The sequence below is a fragment of the Amycolatopsis orientalis DSM 43388 genome, from assembly GCF_000411975.1.
Lineage (GTDB): Bacteria > Actinomycetota > Actinomycetes > Mycobacteriales > Pseudonocardiaceae > Amycolatopsis > Amycolatopsis orientalis_D.
The window spans coordinates 1-22,837 of sequence record NZ_ASXG01000126.1; the positions used below are offsets into that span (position 1 = coordinate 1).

General features: G+C 71.4%; 19 protein-coding genes and 1 pseudogene. 6 read left to right on the forward strand and 14 right to left on the reverse strand.

From position 1 onward, the window contains the following. The 9 genes and pseudogenes from L942_RS25450 to L942_RS25490 form a co-directional block, all read right to left on the reverse strand. Positions 1-983 (reverse strand): annotated as a pseudogene (locus tag L942_RS25450) (hypothetical protein); the annotation flags it as partial. An 11-nt stretch (positions 984-994) separates the two neighbouring features. Then, complete coding sequence (locus tag L942_RS25455; protein WP_037365105.1) at positions 995-1,429, reverse strand: hypothetical protein; 435 nt, start codon at positions 1,427-1,429, stop codon at positions 995-997. Positions 1,430-1,476: 47 nt separating this feature from the next. Then, on the reverse strand, positions 1,477-2,328 hold the full coding sequence (locus L942_RS25460; RefSeq protein ID WP_037365107.1) for an ESX secretion-associated protein EspG: 852 nt from the start codon (positions 2,326-2,328) through the stop codon (positions 1,477-1,479). 371 nt (positions 2,329-2,699) lie between these two features. Continuing rightward, positions 2,700-3,386, reverse strand: coding sequence for a flavin reductase family protein (locus L942_RS25465; RefSeq protein WP_037365110.1), 687 nt, complete (start codon positions 3,384-3,386; stop codon positions 2,700-2,702). 127 nt (positions 3,387-3,513) lie between these two features. Continuing rightward, positions 3,514-4,329 carry an FAD binding domain-containing protein gene (locus L942_RS25470; RefSeq protein ID WP_037365112.1) on the reverse strand — a complete coding sequence of 272 codons (816 nt, stop codon included), beginning with the start codon at positions 4,327-4,329 and terminating at the stop codon, positions 3,514-3,516. Further along, positions 4,326-4,793 (reverse strand): (2Fe-2S)-binding protein, encoded by a 468-nt coding sequence (locus L942_RS25475; protein ID WP_037365114.1) that lies wholly within the window; start codon positions 4,791-4,793, stop codon positions 4,326-4,328. The genes L942_RS25470 and L942_RS25475 overlap by 4 nt, the downstream gene beginning before the upstream one ends. Before the next feature lies 1 nt (position 4,794). Next, positions 4,795-7,047, reverse strand: a complete 2,253-nt coding sequence (locus tag L942_RS25480; RefSeq protein ID WP_037365115.1) for a xanthine dehydrogenase family protein molybdopterin-binding subunit — start codon at positions 7,045-7,047, stop codon at positions 4,795-4,797. 172 nt (positions 7,048-7,219) lie between these two features. Next, positions 7,220-7,432: a hypothetical protein gene (locus L942_RS25485; protein ID WP_158684539.1), complete on the reverse strand. Its 213-nt coding sequence runs from the start codon at positions 7,430-7,432 to the stop codon at positions 7,220-7,222. 195 nt (positions 7,433-7,627) lie between these two features. After that, a complete protein-coding gene (locus tag L942_RS25490; RefSeq protein ID WP_037365119.1) occupies positions 7,628-8,392 on the reverse strand; it encodes a sulfite exporter TauE/SafE family protein in 765 nt (254 codons plus the stop codon). A gap of 183 nt (positions 8,393-8,575) precedes the next feature. On the opposite strand from L942_RS25490, the gene L942_RS25495 reads away from it, so the two are divergent. Next, positions 8,576-11,665 (forward strand): discoidin domain-containing protein, encoded by a 3,090-nt coding sequence (locus L942_RS25495; protein ID WP_037365121.1) that lies wholly within the window; start codon positions 8,576-8,578, stop codon positions 11,663-11,665. A 704-nt stretch (positions 11,666-12,369) separates the two neighbouring features. Here the strand turns inward: L942_RS25495 and L942_RS25500 are convergent. Beyond that, positions 12,370-13,005 carry a GTP cyclohydrolase II gene (locus tag L942_RS25500; protein ID WP_037365124.1) on the reverse strand — a complete coding sequence of 212 codons (636 nt, stop codon included), beginning with the start codon at positions 13,003-13,005 and terminating at the stop codon, positions 12,370-12,372. 99 nt (positions 13,006-13,104) lie between these two features. On the opposite strand from L942_RS25500, the gene L942_RS25505 reads away from it, so the two are divergent. After that, positions 13,105-14,253 (forward strand): epoxide hydrolase family protein, encoded by a 1,149-nt coding sequence (locus tag L942_RS25505; protein ID WP_037365126.1) that lies wholly within the window; start codon positions 13,105-13,107, stop codon positions 14,251-14,253. Positions 14,254-14,283: 30 nt separating this feature from the next. Here L942_RS25505 and L942_RS25510 read toward each other — a convergent pair whose 3' ends face one another. The 3 genes from L942_RS25510 to L942_RS25520 form a co-directional block, all read right to left on the reverse strand. Continuing rightward, positions 14,284-15,015: an FHA domain-containing protein gene (locus L942_RS25510; protein WP_037365128.1), complete on the reverse strand. Its 732-nt coding sequence runs from the start codon at positions 15,013-15,015 to the stop codon at positions 14,284-14,286. Between the two features lie 107 nt (positions 15,016-15,122). Then, positions 15,123-15,947: an FHA domain-containing protein gene (locus L942_RS25515; RefSeq protein WP_051166237.1), complete on the reverse strand. Its 825-nt coding sequence runs from the start codon at positions 15,945-15,947 to the stop codon at positions 15,123-15,125. Then, complete coding sequence (locus tag L942_RS25520) at positions 15,944-17,734, reverse strand: serine/threonine-protein kinase (protein WP_037365130.1); 1,791 nt, start codon at positions 17,732-17,734, stop codon at positions 15,944-15,946. The genes L942_RS25515 and L942_RS25520 overlap by 4 nt, the downstream gene beginning before the upstream one ends. A 154-nt stretch (positions 17,735-17,888) precedes the next feature. On the opposite strand from L942_RS25520, the gene L942_RS25525 reads away from it, so the two are divergent. The 3 genes from L942_RS25525 (at position 17,889) to L942_RS25535 (ending at position 20,232) form a co-directional block, all read left to right on the forward strand. Then, positions 17,889-18,665 (forward strand): right-handed parallel beta-helix repeat-containing protein, encoded by a 777-nt coding sequence (locus L942_RS25525; RefSeq protein ID WP_037365132.1) that lies wholly within the window; start codon positions 17,889-17,891, stop codon positions 18,663-18,665. Positions 18,666-18,823: 158 nt separating this feature from the next. Next, positions 18,824-19,093 (forward strand): DUF3040 domain-containing protein, encoded by a 270-nt coding sequence (locus L942_RS25530; RefSeq protein WP_037365134.1) that lies wholly within the window; start codon positions 18,824-18,826, stop codon positions 19,091-19,093. A 77-nt stretch (positions 19,094-19,170) separates the two neighbouring features. Then, a complete protein-coding gene (locus L942_RS25535; protein WP_051166238.1) occupies positions 19,171-20,232 on the forward strand; it encodes a DNA polymerase IV in 1,062 nt (353 codons plus the stop codon). 172 nt (positions 20,233-20,404) lie between these two features. On the opposite strand, the gene L942_RS25540 is transcribed toward L942_RS25535, so the two are convergent. Next, positions 20,405-21,163 (reverse strand): methyltransferase domain-containing protein, encoded by a 759-nt coding sequence (locus tag L942_RS25540; protein WP_037365455.1) that lies wholly within the window; start codon positions 21,161-21,163, stop codon positions 20,405-20,407. A 105-nt stretch (positions 21,164-21,268) separates the two neighbouring features. Here L942_RS25540 and ahcY point away from each other — a divergent pair, with 105 nt between their 5' ends. Further along, positions 21,269-22,729, forward strand: a complete 1,461-nt coding sequence (gene ahcY / locus L942_RS25545) for an adenosylhomocysteinase (protein WP_037365138.1) — start codon at positions 21,269-21,271, stop codon at positions 22,727-22,729. The last annotated feature ends 108 nt before the right edge of the window (positions 22,730-22,837 follow it).

Sequence of the window (22,837 nt, forward strand, 5' to 3'; positions counted from 1 at the left end):
GGCCTGCCGTCGGGACCGAGCGGGCGGCCGTCCGGCCCCACCCGCGGCCCGCCGGGCGCGGCCGCGCCGCCGCCGCCCGCCGGCGTGCCCTTGACCGACCGCGAATACTGGGTCGTGGGCAGCTTCGGCGGCTCGGCGAACCGCGGCGTCGCCACCGCGCCGCCGATCGTCTGGTCGTACCGCGTCATGATCTGCGCGGCCTGTTCCCGGGCGGCCTGCTGGTCGTTGTAGGTCTTCATGGCCGAGGAGTAGGCCACGACGTACGCGGCCGGATCCTTGATCGTCATCAGGACCCGGTTGGCGTCCTGCGCCGAGAACTTCACCGGCGGGTTGGCCTGCATCGCCTTCTGCGTCTCGTTGAGCGCCTGCGAATGGACCTCCTGCTGGCGCCCGGTCAGCGTCGCGCCCTGCGCCGTGGCGCCGAGCCATTTGCCGACGTTGGCCAGGTGCACCCGCGCCGCGTCGCCGCCGGAGCCCTTCCAGTCCGAGGTGCTCGCGTTGATCGCGTCGCCGAGGTTCTTCTGGTGCGCCGCCAGCTCGTTGCCGATGCGCACCCACTCCTCCGACGACTCGGCCACCGCGGCCGGGTCCGCGTCCGAGGTGATGGCCTCGACCATCTGCTCGTGCGTCGCGTTCTTCCAGTCGGTGTGCGGCGCCGCTCCCGGGTCGCGCATCCGCAGGTCCTCGCCCAGATGCTTCTTCGACTCGTCCAGGTTCCGCTCGTACATCTTCTGGATCAGCTGGTCGCGCAGCTTCCCCTGGACGTTCGGGAGCAGCCACCCGTTGAAGATCGCGTCGACCTTCGCCGTCGCGTCCTCGCGCAGCTGGTCGCCCGAGGCCACGTCGTCCGGGCGCACCGGCCCGATGTAGTACTTCGACGAGGGGTCCAGCGTCGGGTTGTAGAGCTCCTTGTTCGACGGGTCGTAGTCCGTCGAGCTCGGATCGGAGACGGACTCGGCGGTCGGCTTCGGCTTGTCGGCCACTGGTCTCCCCTTCAGCCCTGGTTCTCGGCGGTGCTGCGGATGCGCTCGAACGTCTCGGCCGAGCTGTGCTCCCGCTCCTTGTAGTTCTTCTTCGCGAGCTTGATCGCCTCGACGTAGGTCGGGAACTCGTCGCGCGCCGCCTGCAGCTGGGTGAGCAGGCCCTGCGCGTCGCGCGCGGTCTCGGCCATGTGCTTGCTGACGAACTGCCCGGCCGGGCTCTTCGACATCGCCGGGGCCACGCCGACCTTCTCCAGCGCGTTCCAGCGCGCCTGCAGCGCGTCGACCACGCCTTCGAGCGCGGCGATCATCTTGTCGCCGGTGCTGTCGTCCACCGCGAACGATCCGCGCTCGGCCAGCGTTTTCAGCTGCCGCGCGGGAAGCAGGTCGGCCCGCGGCGCGGTCGCCGCCCTCGCTTCCGTCATCGCCATCGGTGCCTCGTCGGTCATCGGGACCTCGTTCTCCTCGTGAACTGTCGCCGCCTGCGGGGAAATGCTCAGTAAACCTCGGAAACCGCCTGCTGCACGGCCCGGACGAGATCGCGGTGCCCGGCGGGCCGGTATTCCGCGGTCAGGTCCCCGGCCTCGCCGACGGCGGATGTGATCAGGTAGCGGCCGTCGGCCGTGTCGAGCCAGCCGATCGGAGACCCGGCGCGCCGCTCGCCGTGCCGGCCCCAGCCGCTCGCGACGAGGTGCCCGCCGCCGAGCCGCGGCTGCGCCAGCACGCGCTCGAGCACCTCGACCCCGCCGGGAGCGAGGCGGGAGACCCGCGGGTCCGGGCGGCGCGGCTGCACGCGCCCGCTGACCTCGATCATCCCGAACGCGTCGGTCTCTTCCTCGTCCTCGGCCGCCTCGGCCAGCCGGCGCGCGGTCATCGCGGACACCTCGCGCTCGGCCGCCTGGCGGACGGTGTGCGCGCCGGTGCTGGCCGGGCGCGCGCGGGGCAGCACCCCGGCGATCACCTCGACGAACTCCTCGTCGTCGAAAAGGGAGAACAGCAGTTCGTCGGTCTTCGGGTCCTGGGTGATCCCGAGCGCCTGCCTGCCGTCGCTGAGCGCGACGACCGCGATGTCCGCGCCGAGTCCGTCGATCCCGCTGACCGCGACCGACACCCGGGGCTTCGCGAGCAGCTCGAAGGCGGTCCGCACGTACGGGTTCAGCTCGTCGCCGGTCGAGAGCCTGCGCTCCTCGATCGCGTCGTTCACGATCTTCGCCACCCGCACGTACCGGTCCGGCTCGGCGGGCACGGAGCCGATCCGCAGCGGGAACCGGCGGACGTTCCCGCCGGTCGCCTCCCCGATCACCAAAGCTTCGACGACGTCGAGAACGAACTCGAACCTGTCCGCCATCCCGAGGGCATCCTTCCCACAGCCGGGTCGGGCACGGCCGCCGCGGCGACCGGGAAGGGACGCCGAATTGCGTTGCCGTGCCTGGGATTCGCAATGGGGAAAGACTATCAGTCCGGCAGCGGCCGGTGATCACCAAGGGGACGGCTGCCCCAATGTACCGAGGGCCGTGTCCGAAGAGACACGACCTGCGGTTTCGCCGTGCGCGCCGCTTGACGCGCGGCGCGGAAGCGGCGGAAATTCCTTGATGAGAGAAAGTCGGCACAAGGCCGCCGCGGATCGCGGCGGCCCTTGGCCGTGCCCGGTTTTACCGAGTTGTTCTTCTGCTCTTCGCCGTCGTTTCGCCGGTTCGTTGCTCCACAGTGGACACGACGTCAGGAGACGCCGCGTGCCCGCTCGATGTCCGGCGAGCGGTACATCCGCTCCGGGATGCGCGCGAGCGTCGATTCGTGCACCTGCGGCCCGAGCCCGTACAGCTTCTGGAAGCTCATGATCAGCGGCCGCCAGGCGTCCGGGTCGATGTGGTCGTCGACGCCCGGCAGACGGATGTCGTCGTGCACGAACACCCGCTGCACGCGCACTTCCAGGCCCACGATGCCGCCGCGCTGCGCCTCGTCGTCCTCGGCGAACGGGTGCACGGATTCGAGCACCGCTTCCATCGCGACCGGGCACTCGGCGACCCGCGGCGGCGCGACCGTCTCGGACGGCACCGGCGTGAGCCCGGCGCGGCCGAACTTGTCCGCGACGTGGAAGTAGCCGCGTTCTTCCTTGCGCGGCGGCACCGGATCGGACCCGGTGGTCAGCGCCAGCCGGTCCACCGCGGCGGCCATCGCCGACGACGGGAGGTTCAGCACGCATTCTCGCGTGCGCAGGAGGTTTTGCGTGGTCTTCGAGCGAGCGCCGAGGCCGAGCATCGCGCGCCAGCCGAGCCAGAAGGCCGACGACATCGGGGCCAGGTTGGCCGAACCGTCCTCATTGGACGTCGAGAGCAGCACCACCGGGGTGCCGAAGTAGAGAATGCCGGGCTCGATCGCCGTGTGCGCGGGAAAAGTCGTGTTCACACCGCTCAGTCTGGCCACCGCGGAGGGGGCGTCGCTGGCGGAAATCGGCCATCGCTTTCCCGGTGCCGAAAGCCGTGAAGGACTCCTTGCGGGAATCGGATTCCCGCAAGGAGTCCTTCACGGACGGCTAGGCGATGCCGGCCGCGGCGAGGGCGCGTCCGGTGAGGACCCGGGCCAGGTGCTTCCGGTACTCGGCCGTGGCGTGCGGTTCTTCCGGCGGCGAAGTGTCCTCCGCGGCCAGCTTCGCCGCCTCCGCCGCGGTGGCCCCGTCGGCCAGCGCGCGTTCGGTGGCCGAGGCTCGCAGCGGGGTGCCGCCCATGTTGATCAGGCCGACCGAACGCCCGGTGACCGCGACACCCACGATCGCCCAGTCGATGGCCCGGCGGGTGAACTTCTCGAATCCCCAGCCGAGCCCGGCCTGGCTCGGCAGCCGGATCTCGGTGAGCAGTTCGTCCGGCTCCAGCGGCGTGGTGAACGGCCCGAGGAAGAACTCCGCGGCCGGGATCCGCCGCTCTCCGTTCGGCCCGCGCGCGACGAGCGTGCCGTCCGCCGCCAGGACCGCCGCGGGCAGGTCGGCCGCGGAGTCGGCGTGCACCAGCGAACCGCCGATCGTCCCGCGATGGCGCACCTGCGGGTCGCCGACCGAGCCGGACACGTGCGCGAGCAGCGGCGCGTGCTCGGCGAGCACCGGGTCGTGCTCGAGGTCGTGGTACCGCGACAGCGCCCCGATCACCACCTCGTCGCCCTCGGTCCGGACGAATTTCAGCTCCCGCAGCGGCGCGATGTCCACCACGACCTCCGGCGCGGCGAACCGGAGTTTCATCAGCGGCAGCAGGGAATGCCCGCCCGCGAGGAGCTTCGCGTCCTCGCCGTGCTCGGCCAGCAGTGCGAGCGCCTCGTCCACAGTGGACGCTCGCCGGTAGGCGAATCCGGCCGGGATCACCGCGCCACCTCCTGCCCGGACGCGTCGAGCACGGCGCTGACGATGTTGTGGTACCCGGTGCAGCGGCAGAGGTTGCCCTCCAGCCCGGCGCGGGCCTCCTCGCGCGTCGGCTTCGGGTTTTCCTTCAGCAGCGACACGGTCGCCATCATCATGCCGGGCGTGCAGAAGCCGCACTGCAGGCCGTGCTGCTCGCGGAACGCGCGCTGCACCGGGTGCAGGCCTTCGTCCGTGGCCAGACCCTCCACAGTGGTCACTTCGTGCCCGTCCGCCTGCGCGGCCAGCACCGTGCAGGATTTCACCGATTCGCCGTCGAGCAGCACCGTGCACGCCCCGCAGGACGTGGTGTCGCAGCCGATGTTCGTGCCGGTGAGGCCCGCGGTGTCCCGCAGGTAGTGCACGAGCAGGGTGCGGTCCGGCACCTCGTGCGCCACCGTCTTCCCGTTCACCTCGATCGAGACCCGCACGTCAGTTCGCCTTCCTAGCGTCGTTCAGGGCCGTCCACACCCGCAGCGGGGTGGTCGGCATGTCCAGGTGCCGCACGCCGAGGTGGGCGAGCGCGTCGACCACCGCGTTGTGCACCGCGGGCGTCGACCCGATCGTCGCCGCCTCGCCGATCCCCTTGACTCCCAGCAGGTTCCGGTTCGTCGGCGTTTCCATGTCCACCAGTTCGAAATCGGGCAGCTCGGGCGCGGTGACGAACGAGTAGTCGGCCAGCGTCGCGGTGGTCGGGTTGCCGTCCGCGTCGTAGCTCATCACCTCGAGCAGCGCCTGCGCGATGCCCTGGCCGAGTCCGCCGTGCCGCTGGCCGCGGAAGGTCAGCGGGTTCACGATCGGCCCGGCGTCGTCGAGCGCGACCAGCCGGCGCACCTGCACCTTGCCCGTTTCGGTGTCGACCTCGACGACCGCGAGGTGCGCGCCGAACGGGAACGTCGGCGCGCCGTCGCCGAACCAGACGTCGGCGGTGAACCCGTCCGCCTCGGCGGCGACGCGGGCCCAGTCGAGCGTCGTGCTGGACGGCGCGCCGCGGACCTGCCAGACGCCGCGTTCGACGTCCAGCTCCAGGTCGTCCGGCGCGGCTTCGAGCAGTTCCGCCGCGACCTCGCGGGCCTGCGCCACGACCTCCTCGGCCGCCCGCCGGATCGCCGAACCGCCGAGCTGCAGCGAGCGCGAGCCGAAGGTGCCGACAGCGCGCGGGACCTCGTCGGTGTCGCCGTGCCGGACGGTGATCTTGTCTATCGGCACGCCCAGCTGGTCCGACAGCAGCATCGCCAGCGACGTCGCCAGCCCCTGGCCGTGCGGGGAACTGCCGGTCCACGCGGTGACCGTGCCGTCCGGGTGCACGTCGACCCGGCCGCTTTCGCCCGCCGCGTCGCCGCCGGTGATCTCCACGTAGGCCGCGATGCCGAGCCCCAGCGACACCGGATCGCCGGCTTCGCGGCGCTTCTTCTGTTCCTCGCGCAGCTGCGCGTATCCCGCCGCGTCGAGCACCTTGTCGAGCGCCGCCGCGTACTCGCCGGTGTCGTACGATCCGCCGGTCGGGGTCTGGTAAGGGAATTCTTCCGGACGGATGAAGTTGACCCGCCGGACGTCGGCCGGGTCCATCCCGATTTCCGCGGCGAACAGGTCGATCGCGCGCTCGACCGCGGCCGTCGCTTCCGGACGGCCCGCGCCGCGGTAAGCCGCGATCGGCGTCGTCGTGGTGACCACGCCGCGGCTGCGCGTCTGGACCACCGGGAACCGGTAGACGCCGGGCGCCATCAACTCGGTGAGCGTCGGCAGGAACAGCGCCCGCGGGTACGCGCCGGTGTCCTGGAGGACGTCGAGCCGGTAGGCCAGCACGGTTCCGTCGCGCTTTCCGCCGATGGTGACGGTGTTGCGCTGCGCGCGGCCGTGCGTCATCGCGGTCAGGTTCTCGCTGCGCGACTCGGCCCAGCGCACCGCCCGGCCGGCGCGTTTCGCCGCCCAGGCGAGCAGCACCGCCTCCGGGTCCGCGCCGATCTTCGCGCCGAACCCGCCGCCGACGTCCGGCGTGATCACCCGCACCAGGTCCTCGCCGATCCCGAGCCCGCCGGCCACGGTGCTGCGGCCGATCTGCGCGTTCTGCGTGGAAAGCCACAGGGTGACCCGGCCGTCCTCGCCCCACGCGACGGCCGCCCCGCGCGGCTCGACCGGAGCCGGGGCCACGCGCTGGTTGAGGATTTCCTCCGTGACGACGACTTCGCAGTCGGCGAAGACGGAGTCGTCGAAGCCCTCCGGGCCGTGCGCGTGGACCACGTTCGTGCCGAGGTCCGGGAACACCAGCGTCTCCTCGGCGAGCGCGGCGTCGAAGTCCGCGACCGCGTCCAGCGGGTCGTAGTCCACATCGACCAGTTCGGCCGCGTCGGCGAGCTGGTACCGCTCCTCGGTGAGCACGAGCGCCACCGGCTCCCCGACGTACCGCACGACGTCCTTCGCCAGGAACGGCTCGGCGACCGGCCCGGCCTTGCCCGGTTCGAGATCGAGATCGGCCGCGGTGAAGACGCCGACCACGCCCGGCGCGGTGCGCGCTTCGTCCACGTCGACGCCGACGATCCGCGCGTGCGCGATCGGGCTGCGCACGAAGACCGCGTGCACGGCGCCGGCCAGCGCTTCTTCCTTGAGGTCGTCGACGTACGTTCCGCCCGCGGTGATCAGCTTCTCGTCTTCGACGCGCACCACCCGGGTGCCGACAATGCTCATCTGTCCTCCTGCTCGGGTACCCCGCCGACTATGCCCGCATGTGCCGCCCCGCGTCAGCCCGAACAGGCGTGCCGAGCCGAAAAATAGCGCACGGGCCGGCGGGGGGCTGACTGCGTTCGCTGATCAGCGGGCGGCGGGCAGCTTCCGGCCAGGGCTTCGTCGCGCCTGTGTTTCACACTGGGATTAGCTCTTCGAACCAAGCCCGGAGCGACTTCAGCGTGCCCGCGACGCTCTGGCCTGCGAGGTGCTCCAGATACTCCTTGCGCAGCGGGAGCTGTCCCCGGCGTTCACTGCTCTCCGGCGGCAGGAACTGCTCCCCGGCCCACCGGACCTCGGCGAACGTGTTGAAAATGCCCCTCTCGTCCAGCCGTAACGGGAAGCGCATCGCGCCGGCCACCTGCGTGAAATCTCTCAGCTGGTGGATCGATCGGGTCTTCCAGCCACTTGTCATGTGCGCGCTGGAGCAGGCGGAGCGCCTTGTTGGCGGTGGCGTAGTCGAATCCAGCCGGCTGAGTCATTCCGCGGCTCCCTCCGCACTGACCCCGGAGTCGCCCGGACACCCGCGCGTTACCGCGCCGCCTCAACCCGAATAAGCCTGCCACCCCAACACCACCGCCAACACAAGCCCGCCCAGTCCGATCGCGATCCGCAGCGGCGTCGCGGGCAGGTAGCGGACCAGGACCGAACCCAGCCACGAGCCGGCGATCGAGCCGAGGCACACCGCGATCGCCGCGGGCCAGAAGACCTTTCCGGTGAACGCGAAGACCAGCGCGGCGATCAGGTTCGCGGTGCCGGTCGCGATGTTCTTCGCCGCGTTCGTGCGGGCCAGCGCCTGGCTCCACACCGTGGTCAGCAGCGCGAGCATCAGCACGCCGGCTGCCGCCCCGAAATACCCGCCGTAGACGCCGACCAGGAAGGCCGCGATCCCGGTGAGCGGGCCGATTCCGCGGTGCTCGCCGTGTTCGGCCATCCTTCGCAGCTTCGGACCGGCCATCAGCACGATCGACGCGCCGCCGATCAGCCAAGGCACCACGACGGTGAACGCGTCCGGCGAGCTGACCAGCAGCACGAGCCCGCCGCACGCTCCGCCGGCCGTGGTGATCAGGCACAACGGCAGCAACCGCCGGCCTTGTCCCTTCAGCTCCGGACGCGCGCCGCCCGCCGCTCCGGCCGTCGTGCCGAGCATCGCGACCGTGTTGGTCATGTTCGCGGTCACCGGCGGCAGTCCGGCGGCCAGCAGCGCCGGGTACGACACCAGCGACGCCAGGCCCGCGGTCGCGCCGGTCAGCCCGGCGCCGACCCCGGCCAGCACGAGCAGCAGGAGTCCGCCGAGGCCGATGATCACGTTGTCATCTCAACACGTCGCTCCCGGCGCGCTCCGGCCGGGCCGAAGTCCCGCGGCGGAATGTATAGGGCGTTATACAGAATTGTCCGAAACCGGACGGGATCGGCCGGAAAGGTTGCCCGGGCGAGCGGCCGCCGCAGAGAATCCGCGCTGACAAGGTTGTCAACGTCGGGAGGACGCGGGATGGACGGGTTCACCCGGCGGCAAGCGCTCGGTCTCGCCGGCGCGGGGGCCGTCGTCCTCCTGGCCTCGGGAACCGCGCGAGCGGCGTCGCGGCCCGCTCCGGATCCGGTCGCCGCGACCTACCTGCGCGTCCTCCTCCGGCACACCCGCTGGGCCGAGCAGCAGTACGACCAGGCCGCCGGCAGCTATCCCGCCCGCGACTTCACCTTCGCGGTCGTCCTCGGCAACGCACTCCTCCTGACCCGCGACGGCTACGACGCCGCCGTCGCCGGAGTCGACCGCGAGACCCTTCGCGCGCACACCCTCGCCACCATCAAGCACTTCGCCGCTTCGAACCGGCTCACCGGCGGCACCGAATGGGGCCGGACACTGTTCTTCGACACCACGTTCCAGTCCTACTTCCAGCTCGCCGCCCGTCTCTTGTGGACAGAGCTGGACGCGGCGACGCAACGGAACGTCGAGCGCATCGCGACGGAACAGGCCGCGTACACGACCAGCCTCGGCACCGGCAACGACCCCGCCTCGGGCGACTGGACGCCCAACGGCCTGCACGGCGGCTACGTCGGCGACACGAAGCTCGAAGAGATGGGCGTCTACGCGCAATCGCTCGCCCCCGCGCTCGCCTGGGCTCCGCACGATCCGCGCGCGCCGGATTGGCGCGCGACCTTCGGTTCCTGGAGCCGCAACGAAGGCGGGCTGCCCGCGGCGGACCTGGCGAATCCCCGGCTCGTCGACGGGCAACCGATCAGCGGCAACACCGCGACCAACCTGTACGACACCTTCCTCGTCGAGAACCACGGCTCGTTCGGCCCGCACTACCAGGAAGAACTCTGGCGCACGTCCGGCCGCAACGCGATGCACTTCCTCGCCGCGGGCGTCCCGCTGCCCGAGGTGCTCACCGCCCAGCCCAACGGCGAACTGCTGTGGCGCACCATGCTCCTGATGACCAGCGACGCCGGCGAACCGCTGATGCCGATGGTCGCCGACCGCGAACACCTCTACGGCCGCGACGTCCTCCCGCTCGCCTTCCGCGCCCAGGTGCTCGGCGACCGCCACGCCGCCTACGCCGAGGCCCAGCTCGCCGCGCGGCTGGAGCCGTACCAGGCGTACCCGCCGGTCGACCGGATCACGAAGTTCTCCGGCGAACCGAAGTACGAACCGGAAGCCCGCGCCGAACTCGCCATCAGCTACCTGCTGCACGAATGGCGCGCCGAGCACGGCGGCCCGATCAGCGCGGTGCGCAAGGAAGAATTCGACGCCCACGCCGCTCGCGCCGCCGACTTCGGCACGGGCCCGGGCCTGCTGGCCCACCGCTCCCCCGGCGCATGGGCCGCGACCGTCACCAAGCCCGGCTTCGTGAAGTTCGCCTGGCAACCGAACCACGACGACTGGCTGTTCATGCTCGGCGGTACCAACCCGATGCTGCTGCCCGCCACGAACCTCCCCGTGCGCGAACGCCACGCCACGACGTACCGCAAGGTCCGCGACGGATTCGACGGCACCTTCGGCGTCCTGCGGTTCGACACCGGCTACGCCGCGCTTGCCACCCTTCCCACCGGCACCGCGATCTACGCCAGCACTGGTGTTGCTTCGGACGAAGGCGTGCTCAACGTCTACAACCTCGCCATGCCAGGCGTTCCCGGCCTCGACGGCGACCGCACGTACACCGCCGCCGAGGGATCAGTGACACTCCCGGCGCAGTCGGAGCCGACCGGTGCGCGCACGGACGACTTGACCTTCCCACCGGTGACCGCGCGGCACGTGCGAATGCTTGGCATACAACCGGATCCGCAGTACGGCTACTCGCTTTGGTCCTTCGAAGTCCACGACGGCACCGGCCCCGACCTGGCACTCGGCGGGATCGCGTCCGCGTCGTCGGCCGCGCCGGGCAAGGAGGCGAAGTACGCCACTGACGGCGATTCCGCCACCCGCTGGGCAGTGTCCACATCGGACCGTCCACGCGCGGACAGCTGGCTGGCCGTCGATCTCGGCGCGCCGCGCCAGTTCGACCGGGTGCGGCTGAGCTGGGAGGCCGCCGCCGGACGGAAGTACCGCATCGAGACCTCGCCCGACGGCGTCAGCTGGACTTCCGTCGCGACCTACCCGGTGCCCGCCTTGCACAGCACCGGCGGCTGGCTGGACCTCGACAGCCGGGCCGGAGTCGTGGTCACCAGCCCGAATCCGCTCACCGTCGCGAACGACCACGTGACACTTTCCGCCGGACCGCCCGCCCCGCTGCTGGCCGAGCTGTACCCCGGCCGGGCGGATCTGCCGAAGCTGACCAGGCGCGCTCGCGCCGCCGCTCCGGGAATCCACGCGAGTGTCACGGACGATTTCCTGGTTCTGGCAAACCTTTCCGACGCCAGCAAGACCGGAACCGCTTCTCTGCCACAGGACCGCACCGCGCTGAAGCTGTACCGGGGCACGCAGGAAGTCACCCCGTCCGGAAGCTCGTTCAGCTACGAACTGGCCGCGGCCGAAGGCCGGATCGAACCGCCGCGCTTCACCATTCGCGGCAGGCTCGGCAGCGCCGTCCCGCCCGGCCTGACCGCCGTGGTGCACGACGCGAGCCGAGTCGACCTGACCGCGCCGCCCGGACTCCTTCCGGCAGTCGTGACCGTGACCCCGGCCGACGGCCGTCCGCGCACCGTCACGCTGCCGCCGCGCCACACCGTCCCAGTCGTCTTCGCCGAAATCCGGCCGTACCCGCTGAATGACCGCGCGCTCGGAGCCGTGACCTTCCCCGCCGAACCGCTGCCGCCCGGCATGACCAGCCCGGACGCCGCCGTCGACGACAACCCGGCGACCGCCTGGCAACCCGGCCCGGGCGGCCGGCTGGTGGCAGACCTGGGCGCACCACTGCAGATCGCGACCGCCGAACTCGCCTGGACAGCGGGCCGAGTACCCGCCACAGTGATCGAGACCAGCACCGACGGCGTCACCTACACCGAAGCGGCCCGCCCCGACCGAAAACGCACCGCCTCTGTCGCCCTCGCGCAGCCGGTCCGGTACCTGGCGGTCCGCACGCTGGACTGGCGACCCGGCGACGCCAACCTCACCCGGTTCACCGCGCGCACACCGCCGAACTAACCGACCGGCCCCCGCACGGCTACGCAAAGCGTGCACCCGACACGCGTCACCACCCAGCCCGCCCAACGCCTCGCCACCCGCACCCTCAACCGGCGACCCAGCGACGCCAACCTCGCCCAGATCACCGCACACCACCGAACTAACCAGCCAACGGCCGCACAGCAATGCACGCGAGCACCGGCACGCGTCACCGCACCCAACTCGCCCGATACCTCGCCACCCGCACCCTCAACCGGCGACCCAGCGACGCCAACCTCACCCGGATCACCGCACACCGCCGAACTAACCAGCCAACGGCCGCACAGCAATGCACGCGAGCACCGGCACGCGTCACCGCACCCAGCCCACCCGATACCTCGCCACCCGCACCCCGAACCGGCGACCCAGCGCCGCCAATCTCACCCGAATCACCGCGCTCAGACCGCCGCGCCAACCGACCAACGCCCGCACAGCAACCCCAAGCGTGCACCGGGCACGCGTCACCGCACCCAACCCGCCCAGCACGCTCGGCGTGCGAGAACGCCTCGCCACCGCCCCCCGGAACCGGTAAACCGCCGACGCCCACCCCAGGATCACCGCACCCACCGAACCACCCGGCCTCCGCACGGCAACGCGAGCGAGCACCCGACACGCATCACCTCACCCAGCCCGCCCAACGCCTCGCCGCCCGCACCCTGAACCGGCGGACCCAACGACGCCGAACCTCACACAGCCGAACTAGCCGGCCAATCGTCGAACGTCAACGCGAGCGTGTGCCCCGTCTGCTCTGCCTTCGCGCGCAGGTACCGGACGTTGTTCTCGTTCGCGAAAACCCCGGTGCGGACCCGTTCGCGGACCGCGATGCCGTGCCGTGCCAGCTGGGCCGCCTTGTCCGGGTTGTTCGACAGCAGGTCCAGTTGCTGAACCCCGAGCACGGTGAGCATTTGCGCGGCGGCGGTGTAGTCCCGGGCGTCCTCGGGCAGGCCGAGCGCGGAATTCGCCGCGTAGGTGTCCAACCCGGAATCCTGCAGCGCGTACGCGTCGAGCTTGTTGTACAGCCCGATTCCGCGGCCCTCCTGGCGCAAGTAGAGCAGGTACCCGCCGGCCTGGGAAATCCGCGCGACCGCCTCCGCCAGCTGCGGGCCGCAGTCGCAGCGCGCAGAGGAGAAAACGTCGCCGGTGAGGCATTCCGAATGCAGCCGCACCAATGGCACCGGACCGGGTTCGCCCAGCACGAAGGCAAGATGCTCGAGCCCGTCGGACAGCCCGGCGAACGTGACCGCCTCGGCGTCGACCGGCGGACCGTCGCCGAACCGCAGCGGAATCCGGACGCGCGTGCGCACCTGTGGAACTGTCGTCATCGGGCGGCTCCTCTCCCCTCGCCTGATTCCGACCCTACCCAGAACCACCGACAAAACCGCGCCGCCGGCGTGCGGCCAAGGTCACGTAGGCTCGCGGGCATGGCCGACCGTCCGGAAGCGTTCGTCCCCGAAACCGATCCCGCCCAGCTCGCCGACCTGCGCGCCCGGCTGCGCGCCACCCGCTGGCCGGACGCGCCGGAAGACGGCTGGGCGTTGGGCGCCGACGTCGGCTACCTGCGCGAACTGATCGCCTACTGGGCGGACGAGTTCGACTGGCCGAAGCAGGAAGCCGCGCTCGCGCGACTGCCCCGGTACCGCGTCCGGCTCGGCGGATCGCGGATCCACTTCGTGCACGCCCGCGCGGTCGCGCCGAGCGGCCCGGCGCTGCCGCTCGTGCTGACCCACGGCTGGCCGGATTCGTTCTGGCGCTACTCGAAAGTCGTCCCGCTGCTCACCGATCCCGGCGCACACGGCGGCGATCCGGCGGACGCGTTCGACGTCATCGTCCCGGACCTCCCCGGCTACGGTTATTCCGACCGCCCTACCGGCCCCGCGCTCGATTCCGTCGCCGTCGCCGGATTGTGGGCCGAGCTGATGACCGTCCTCGGCTACCCGCGCTTCGCCGCGGCGGGCGGCGACATCGGCAGCAGCGTCAGCCGGTTCCTCGCCCTCGACCACCCGGACCGGGTCGTGGCCGTGCACCGGATGGACGCCGGGCTCCCGGCAGTGCTCCCGGACGACCTGACGCCCGAGGAACGCACCTGGCTCCAAGACGTCTCCGCCTGGGGCGCGGCCGAAGGCGCGTATTCCGCGATGCACCGCACCAAACCGCAGACCGCCGCGGTCGGGCTCACCGATTCGCCGGCCGGGCTGGCCGCCTGGATCGTGGAGAAACTCCGCGCGTGGAGCGACTGCGACGGAGACGTCGAACGCGCCTTCACCAAGGACGAGATCCTCACCAACGTCACCATCTACTGGCTGACCGGCACGATCGGCTCAGCCATGCGGATGTACCGCGCCAACGCCGCGATCCCGCCGGAACAGCACGCCCGGCGGGTCGAAGTGCCGTCCGGCTTCTCGCTGTTCCCGGCGGACCTCGCCCGCGCGCCGCGCGCCTGGCTCGACCGGATGGCCAACACCGTCCGGGTCACCGAACCGGAGCGCGGCGGGCACTTCGCGCCGTTCGAGGAACCCGAGCTGTACGCGCGCGAACTCCGCGATTTCTTCCGCCCGTTCCGGGAGCGATAGCGCCTGCGGGCGCCCGGGCCGAACGATCGCCTAGCTCCCCCACGTGGACGGCATCCACCCTTCCTCCCCCGCCCGCGGCAACTCCGGCGACAGCAACGCGAGATCCGGCGGCACCAGCACCGCCGCCGACACCAGTGCCGCCACGAGATCCTCGTCCGCGGAACCGGGCCGGAATCGGGCCCGCACCGAGTCCAGCACCGCCGTCACGACGTCCGCGGTCCACCCGCCGTTCGGGTCCAGAGCCGCCAGCCGCCGCGCGGCCAGTGCGACCGGCACCGGCCGCGGCCGTTCCTCCCGCCGCAGGAACCCGCGCGCGACCATCGCGAGCACGAGCCGTTCGTCCGGCCGCAGCCGCCCGGCCGGGATCGCCGACGGCGTCCCGTCGGCGATCCGGATCTCCAGCACGTGCTCGCGCTCCCCCGAACCGCGCGCGTACACCGGGAGATAGCCGGGCGGCAGCGGAACCGGCGCGGCCCCGGCGAACAGCAGCCGCGACCGCGGCAGCCGGAGCGGCACCTTGCCGGTGGCCCGCACCCACCATCGGCCCGCGTGCCGCTCCAGCACGCCGTGGCGGCGGCTGACCCGGCGGTCGTCCTCGCCGAGCGGCACCGTCACCTCGGCGCTGTTGCGCCCGAACGTGACCGGCCCCCGCGCCGCCGGCGGCACCAGGACTCCCCCCGCGCGTCCCAGGACCGCCAGCGTGCCCGGCGGCGACGCGAACCCGAGCGCGAGGCTCGGGTGTCCCGCGGGCAGTGTCCGCATCGCCTCCCCTGGCACGGACACCCCCTGCGGAGCCGCTGCCGGACCCCGGCCGGGCGGCCGCGACGGCCCGCCGGGGGCGCGGGGCCGGATCCGCCGCGCACCGCGAGTCAAGCAGGAGGGGCCGGGACCCCTCCCGGATCGTCCTCGGGCTCGAGCAGCGCCAGGTCCGGCGGGACCAGGGACGTCGAGAGCAGGAGTTCCTTGATCAGGTTGTCGTTGAGCGCGTTCCCCACCGGCTCGCCGACCTCTTCCCGGGTCAGCCCGGCCACGCCGGCGCGAGCCAGCCGCGCGCGCACGGCGCTCACGAGGTGTTCGACGCGTTTGCTGCTCCAGCGCGCTTCCGGTTTCAGCTCGGACAACTGCTCCGCCACCTGCCGCCACGCGAGCGGCTGCGGATACGGGTCCTGCAGCAGGTACCGCTGCGCCAGCGAAACGAGAACGAGCCGTTCGTCCGGCGTGAGCCGCCACGTCCGCGGCGGTTCGGTCATGTCCTGCGGCCGCGAATCCGGGCGGCGGCCGTCCGCGCCCGCGACGTACACCTCCAGCAAGTGCTCGCGCCCGGCCGAACCGCGCACGAACGCCGCGGTGTAGCCCTCGGCCAGGGGCACCGGTTCGTCGTCCGGGAACAGCAGCCGCGAGCCGGGCAGCCGGATCGGCAGCTTCCCGGTGTTGTGGATCCACCAGGAATCCCGGCGGCGCACCAGGACTCCCTGTTTCCGGCTGACCTTCCGGTCGTCCTCGCCGACGCACACGTGGACGTCGTCGCGGTTGCGGCCGAAGAGCACCTGCCTGCCGTCGCGCGGCGGCATCCGCACGCCGCCGGTGACGGCGAGCGCGAAAATCGTGCCCGGCGGCGAAGGCGGAACGCCGTGCGCGAGGCTTCCGTGGTCCGGGCCCAGTTCTTCCGGCGGGCCGCCGGCGAACGCGGTCATGTCTTCGGCAGCTTTCCGGCCAGCGAACCGGCCAATGTGGACACTGGAGCGCACAGCTGTTCCGAGGGCGGTTTCCCGTGCACCACGACCCGGAGCCGCTCGACCCGCGGATCCCCGTGCGCGTCGGTGTAGGACCGGTAGACGAGGACCGCCTGACAGGTGTTTTCGGCGAAATCGTCGGTCTTGAGATACGCGTCGTGCCCGCCGATCTGCACGAGCTGGCCGGTTGTGCTGTCCGGCGGCTGGTCCCGGTCGAACATGACGGTCACCGAACGATCGCTCGCCGGGCTCGTCCAGTCGCACCACCAGCCGCTGAACCCGCGTTCGATCCGGACCGGCGCGGCGACCCCGGCCGCCGAGGAGACCGCGATCGAGTCCAGCAGCGAACACGCGTCCACGTATGCCAGCGAACCCGCCGGGAACGGCTGCGCCCGCGCCGGAACCCCCGCCGCCGCCATGGCTTTCGTCGCCGAAGCGACCGCGACGTCGGCGGCCCGGCACAGGTCGAGGTTGTAGCCGTCGTCCTGCTTCGCCGTCAGTCGCACCACGAATCGGTCCGGCAGCGGGATCAGCCGTACGCACTGGTCCTTGTCCGACGCGGCGAACACGGTGAACGGCCCGGACTTCGACTGCGTGCCCTCCGGCGGCGAGCCCGGCGGATCCTCCAGTTCCGCCTGGACGTCCGCCTGGAGGTCGCCGCGGTGCAGGAGCACGTCGCAGCGGTTGAAGTTCCCGTAGTCCGCGACCACTTCCGGATCCCCGAACGGCTTCATCGGCGCGGGGTCGACGAGCCGGCACGGGTCCGCGGCGCGCGGGTCGGGACCGATCCCCAGCTTCGCCTGCGCGACCGGGGCGACCGGCGGAGCGGGACTGCGGCCGGCCGGGCGCGTCACGAAATACGTCGTGACCACAACGGCCACCGCCGCGACCGCGACCCCGGCGACCACCAGCCCGCGCCGGGAGCGCCGCCGCTTCGGCGCCTCGACCGGCAGCGCGTCGATCCCCTCGGCCAGCAACTCCGCCGCGGACACCGCGGTCGGCCGTTCGGCGGGTTCTCGCCGCATCAGCAGTTCCAGGGTCGGCGCGAGACCGTCCGCGTGCCGCGCCCGCGGGACCGTCCCCTCCGCGACCCGGCGGATGGTGGCGTATTCGTTGCCGCCGGAGAACGGCGGCGCGCCCTCGACCGCGGCGAAAAGCGTTGCCCCGAGGGAAAACACATCCGACGCCGCGGTGGGCGGATGCCCTTGCGCGACCTCCGGGGCGAGATAGTCCGGTGTGCCGCCGATGAGCGGCGAATCGGTCACCGTCTCGTCCGTGCGCACCGAGCGGGAGATGCCGAAATCGGTGAGCTTCGCGCGGCCGTCCGAGGCGATCAGCACGTTGCCCGGCTTGACGTCGCGGTGCACGATGCCGTGCGCGTGCACCGCGCCGAGCGCCGCCGCGATCTGCACCCCGAGTTCGGCGACCGTGCGCGCGGGCAGCCGTCCTTCCGCGGCGAGGATCTCGGCGAGGCTGCGCGACGGGACGTACTCCATCACCAGCCACAGCTCGTCGCCGTCGGCGGCGACATCGAAGAAGGTCACCACGTTCGGATGCAGCACCCCGGCGGCCAGCCGGGCTTCGCGGCGCAGCGTCCGCCCGCTCACCACGTCGGACAATCGGGCCTGTTTGAGCGCGACCTCGCGGCCGAGCCGGTCGTCGTGCGCCCGCCAGACGACGCCCATGCCGCCGCTGCCGACGCGTTCGAGCAGCCGGTACCGGTCCGCGATCAGCTGGTCCGCGTGCACCGACGCTCCCCTCGGCGTGGTCCGACCCCTGTGAGGTAACTCGCAGTAACGATACTGCATCACGACCGTTCGCAGAAAGCGCCCCGGGGACCCCTCCCGCCGCCCGGCCCTACCTTCGCCGCATCCCCCGTCCGAGCGAAAAGAAGGAGACCCGATGCGCGCCCCGACCCGCACCCTCGCCCTGGCTGTCACCGCCGCGGCGGCGCTCGCCCTCGCGCCGTCCGCGTACGCCGGGTCCCGGCTGCACATCACCGCCGGCGGCACGCCGGACCATCCGCGCGTGTACTCCGGCGGCGGAAGATCCGTTTCCGGCATCGACGTCGACGCCGACTGGGTCGTCGTCGACGGGTTCATCCTCGATCGGCCGTCCGCGCCCGGCGTGGAAATCCGCGGCAATCACGTGACCCTGCAGAACACCAGGATCACCGCGCCGCAAGGCGGAGACGGCGACGGCATCCGGTTCTTCGGCGACTACCTCGCCATCGAGCACAACACGATCAGCCGGACGTCGAACAGCGGCGGCGCGCACGCCGACTGCATGCAGACCTTCTCCAGCGACAGCCCGCCGAGCAATCACGTCCGGATCGAAGGGAACCGCTGCGAGAAAATCGACAACATGTGCCTGATGGCGGAAGGCCCGAACGACGGCGAGGGCGACGGGAAAGGCCACACCACGGATTTCCTGATCAAGGACAACTTTTGCGAGACACTCGTCGCCTCGCAGACGCTGATGTTCGAGGACGTCCAGCAGGCCACCGTCACCGGCAACACCTTCGCGGCCGGTCCGGACCACGCGATCGGCCTGGCCGTCCACTCGACCGGCGCGCACGTCGAAGGCAACCGCGTGGACCCGTCGATCCCATGCGAGGTCGGCATCGACGATTCGTCCCGGAAGGGCTATGCGGGCCCGGAGCCCGCTTGCGCTCCGTGACCTTTGTGGACGGCCCGGCCGACCGCGCACGGTGACCGGAATCGCCGGATTTCGCGCGCGGTTCAGGCACTCGGGTGAATCGCCGGTGACGCGGTTCACCAGGTGACCGGGCGGGTATTTCCTCTCCGACGGCACGCGGGCCGCCGAAGGAGAACTCCATGCTCAGTCACCACGAACGCGTCGAGCTGGACAAGATCGAGCGCTGGTTCGAAACCAGCGACCCGGAGCTGGCCGCTGCCCTGCGCCGCGGCAAACCGGCCCGCTCCGCCGCGCTGCTCACCGCGCTCGCGATCCTGCTGGACGTCGTCGCGTGCGGACTGCTGGCGGCCGGGATCGCCGCGTCGAACCCGGCGCTCGCGGTGTGCTCGCTGTTCGCCGCGGCGGGCGGGGTGGCCGCGCACCTCGCCCGGCGCCGCGACCGCCGGTAACGCCCTTTCCCGGGGCGCTCGGTTCGTGAGCGGCTAGGCCGGTGAGAACCCGGCCAGGCATTCGCGAGGATCTCCGGATGCGCCGCCCGCCCCGCGCATCGCACACTGGTCCGGTGTCCGACTGGGTGCTGCACGTCGATCTCGACCAGTTCATCGCCGCCGTCGAGGTCGCGCGGCGGCCGGAGCTGCGCGGGCGGCCGGTGATCGTCGGCGGGAAGGGCGATCCGGCCGAACGCGCCGTCGTGGCGACCGCGTCGTACGAGGCGCGCCAGTTCGGCGTCGATTCCGGCATGCCGCTGCGGCTGGCCGCGAAACGCTGCCCGGACGCCGTTCTCCTTCCCGTCGACGCCCCGGCGTACCAGGAAGTCTCTGACCGCGTGATGGCCCGGCTGCGGGAATTCCCGGCGGTCGTCGAAGTGCTCGGCTGGGACGAAGCGTTCCTCGGCGCGACCGTCGACGATCCCGAAAAGCTCGCCGCGGAAATCCGGCTCGGCATCGAGGAAGAAACCGGGCTCTCGTCGTCCGTCGGAATCGGCGACAACAAGCTCCGTGCCAAACTCGCCACCGGTTTCGCGAAACCGGCCGGCATTTACCGGCTCACCCAGGAAAACTGGTGGGACGTCATGGCCGAACGCCCCACCGACGCGTTGTGGGGAATCGGCCGGAAAACCGCGAAGAAACTGGCCGAAGCCGGGTACGCCACCGTTCTCGACCTCGCCGCCGCCGACCCGGACGCGCTCGCCGCGCGGTTCGGGCCGAAACTCGGCCCGTGGTACCGCCTGCTGGCCGGCGGCATCGGCGACGCCGAGGTGAGCGCGACCCCGTATGTGGCCCGTTCCCGAAGCAGGGAAACAACATTCCAGCAAGACCTCACCGACTTCGACACCATCGCCCAGGAGACCGCGACGCTCGCCGAACGCGTCGCACAGGACGTCGTCGACGAAGGACGTCCCGCCGCGCGCGTCGCGGTCAAGGTCCGGTTCGCGCCGTTCCTCACCCAGACGCACAGCGTGACGCTCGCAGCACCGTCCTCGGATCCGGCAGTGCTCGCCGCGGCGGCCCGAGACCTGTTGGACCGATTCGCTTTCGGCAAACCGGTGCGGCTGCTCGGCGTCCGCGCGGAGTTCCCGCGCGCTTGACAGGTCCGGACCGGCCTTGCCAAGGTGGGACCCGGCGCGCCCGTCCGGGCGCGGCTCCGGGCCGAGAGGCGCTGCGACGGGGTTTCCCCGCCACGCTCGGCCCGCGGGACTTCGAGCGAAGGGCGCCTCCTGGTTCAGGAGGTGCCGCGTGCCACTGGCGATCCCGGTCCGGTCAGCGCCGACGCGCGAGATGGATCGTGTGGTCGGCGACCAGCTCGACCGGGTCCGGCAAGACCTGCCGAATCCGCTGGAAAGCCTGTTCCCGCACCGAAATCGGCAACATCAGGTACGCGGAAACGGTGGAAAAGAAGCCGATGAGGTCGTCCGCGCCCACCGTCGTCCGCTCCCGCACGACGACTTGCCGGACGTCGGCGAACAACTCGGACTTCTCGAGTTCCGTGCCCGGCCACTGCAGTTCGTCCTCCGGGGGCGTGCCGTCCGGCGAAGGAACGTCCGCGGTCTGCAAGAACGGTGCCTGCGCGTCGTCGATCGCTTTCCGCACCACGGGATCCGCCGGCCGGAGCGGTCCGCCGAACGACGCGAACACCCCGGCCGGAGCGAGCAGCGCGGCGATCCGCGGCCACCGCCCGTCCGGGTCCGTCCAGTGCAGCGCCGCGGCCGAGTACACCAGCCCGTACTGCCGGTCCGGCCGCAGGTCCTCCAGCGCGCCGCGGCGCGTCTCGACCTCGGCGGGCAGGTGCTTGCGCAGTTCGGCGAGCATCGCCGGATCCGGATCGGTCGCGGTGACCGCGATCCCCCGCCCCGCGAACAGCCGGGTCGCTTTCCCTGTCCCGGCCCCGATTTCGAGGGCGCCGGCCACCGGCGCGCCCGCGTAGTCCAGCACCCGCTCGGCTAGTTCGGCGGGATATCCCGGACGGTACCGCTCGTACGCCTCCGCTACCGCTCCAAAACTCAACGCGCGCTCTGCCATGCCCGCCATTCTGGCCTGCTCGCCGCCGCGCGCGCCTCCCCTTTTCCGGGCGTCCGGAAGACGCCCGCGCTCCACTCTGCCCGAAAACCCGGAAAGGAACGGAAAATGTCGCCCACCCTGCGTACCGTCGACGCGGTGGAGTTCGCGGTCGCCGACCTGTCGCTCGCCGCGGCCGGACGCATGCAGCTCGACCTCGCCGAGCACGAAATGCCCGGCCTGATGGCGCTGCGCCGCGAGTTCGCGGATTCCCAGCCGCTCAAGGGCGCGCGCATCGCGGGTTCGCTGCACATGACCGTGCAGACCGCGGTGCTGATCGAAACGCTCGTCGCGCTCGGCGCCCAGGTGCGCTGGGTGTCCTGCAACATCTTCTCCACCCAGGACGAGGCGGCCGCGGCCGTCGTCGTCGGCCCGGACGGGACCCCGGAGCGCCCCGAGGGCACCGCGGTATTCGCGTGGAAAGGCGAAACCCTCGACGAATACTGGTGGTGCACCGACCAGCTGTTCCGTTTCCCAGGCGGCGAACCGCCGAACATGATCCTGGACGACGGCGGCGACGCCACTCTCCTCGTCCACAAGGGAGCGGAATTCGAGAAGGCCGGCGCGGTGCCCGCCGCGAGCGAGGACGACCCGGAGGACTACCGGATCCTGCTGCGCACCCTCGCGGCCAGCCTCGCCGAGGACCCGCAGCGGTTCACCCGGATCGCGGCTGCGATGCGCGGGGTCACCGAGGAGACCACGGCCGGCGTGAACCGGCTGTACCAGCTCGCGGCCGCCGGCGAACTGCTGTTCCCGGCGATGAACGTCAACGATTCGGTCACCAAGTCGAAGTTCGACAACAAGTACGGGATCCGGCATTCGCTCCCGGACGGCCTCAATCGCGGCACGGACGTGATGATCGGCGGCAAGTACGCCGTCGTGTGCGGGTACGGCGACGTCGGCAAGGGCGCGGTCGAGGCGCTGCGCGGACAGGGCGCGCGTGTCGCGGTGACTGAGATCGACCCGATCTGCGCGCTGCAGGCCGCGATGGACGGGCTGGACGTGGTCGAACTCGACGACGTAGTGGAGCGCGCCGACCTTTTCCTCACCACCACCGGGAACTTCGGCATCATCTCGGCCGCGCAGATGGCGCGGATGAAGCACCAGGCGATCGTCGCGAACGTCGGCCACTTCGACAACGAGATCGACATGGCCGGGCTGGCGAAAGTCCCGGGGATCGTCAAGACCGAGGTGAAACCGCAGGTGCACACGTGGCGTTTCCCGGACGGGCACGCGATCATCGTGCTTTCCGAGGGCAGGCTGATGAACCTCGGCAACGCGACCGGGCACCCGTCGTTCGTGATGTCCGCGTCGTTCGCGAACCAGGTGCTCGCGCAGATCGAGCTGTTCAGCAAGCCGGGCGGCTACGACAACGACGTGTACCGGCTGCCGAAGCAGCTGGACGAAAAGGTCGCGCGGCTGCACCTGGACGCGCTCGGCGTCCGGCTGACGAAGCTCAGCAAGGAACAAGCCGAGTATCTCGGCGTGGACGTGGACGGGCCGTACAAACTGGACCATTACCGCTATTGACGAACGGTCCGGCGCCGCCGGCGAGAAGGGGTCCTCCGGCTCCGAGGGGGAGGGAGAGCCGAAGGACCCCCGGTAATGTTAGCACACTGCCAAGCAGCTTGTATACGG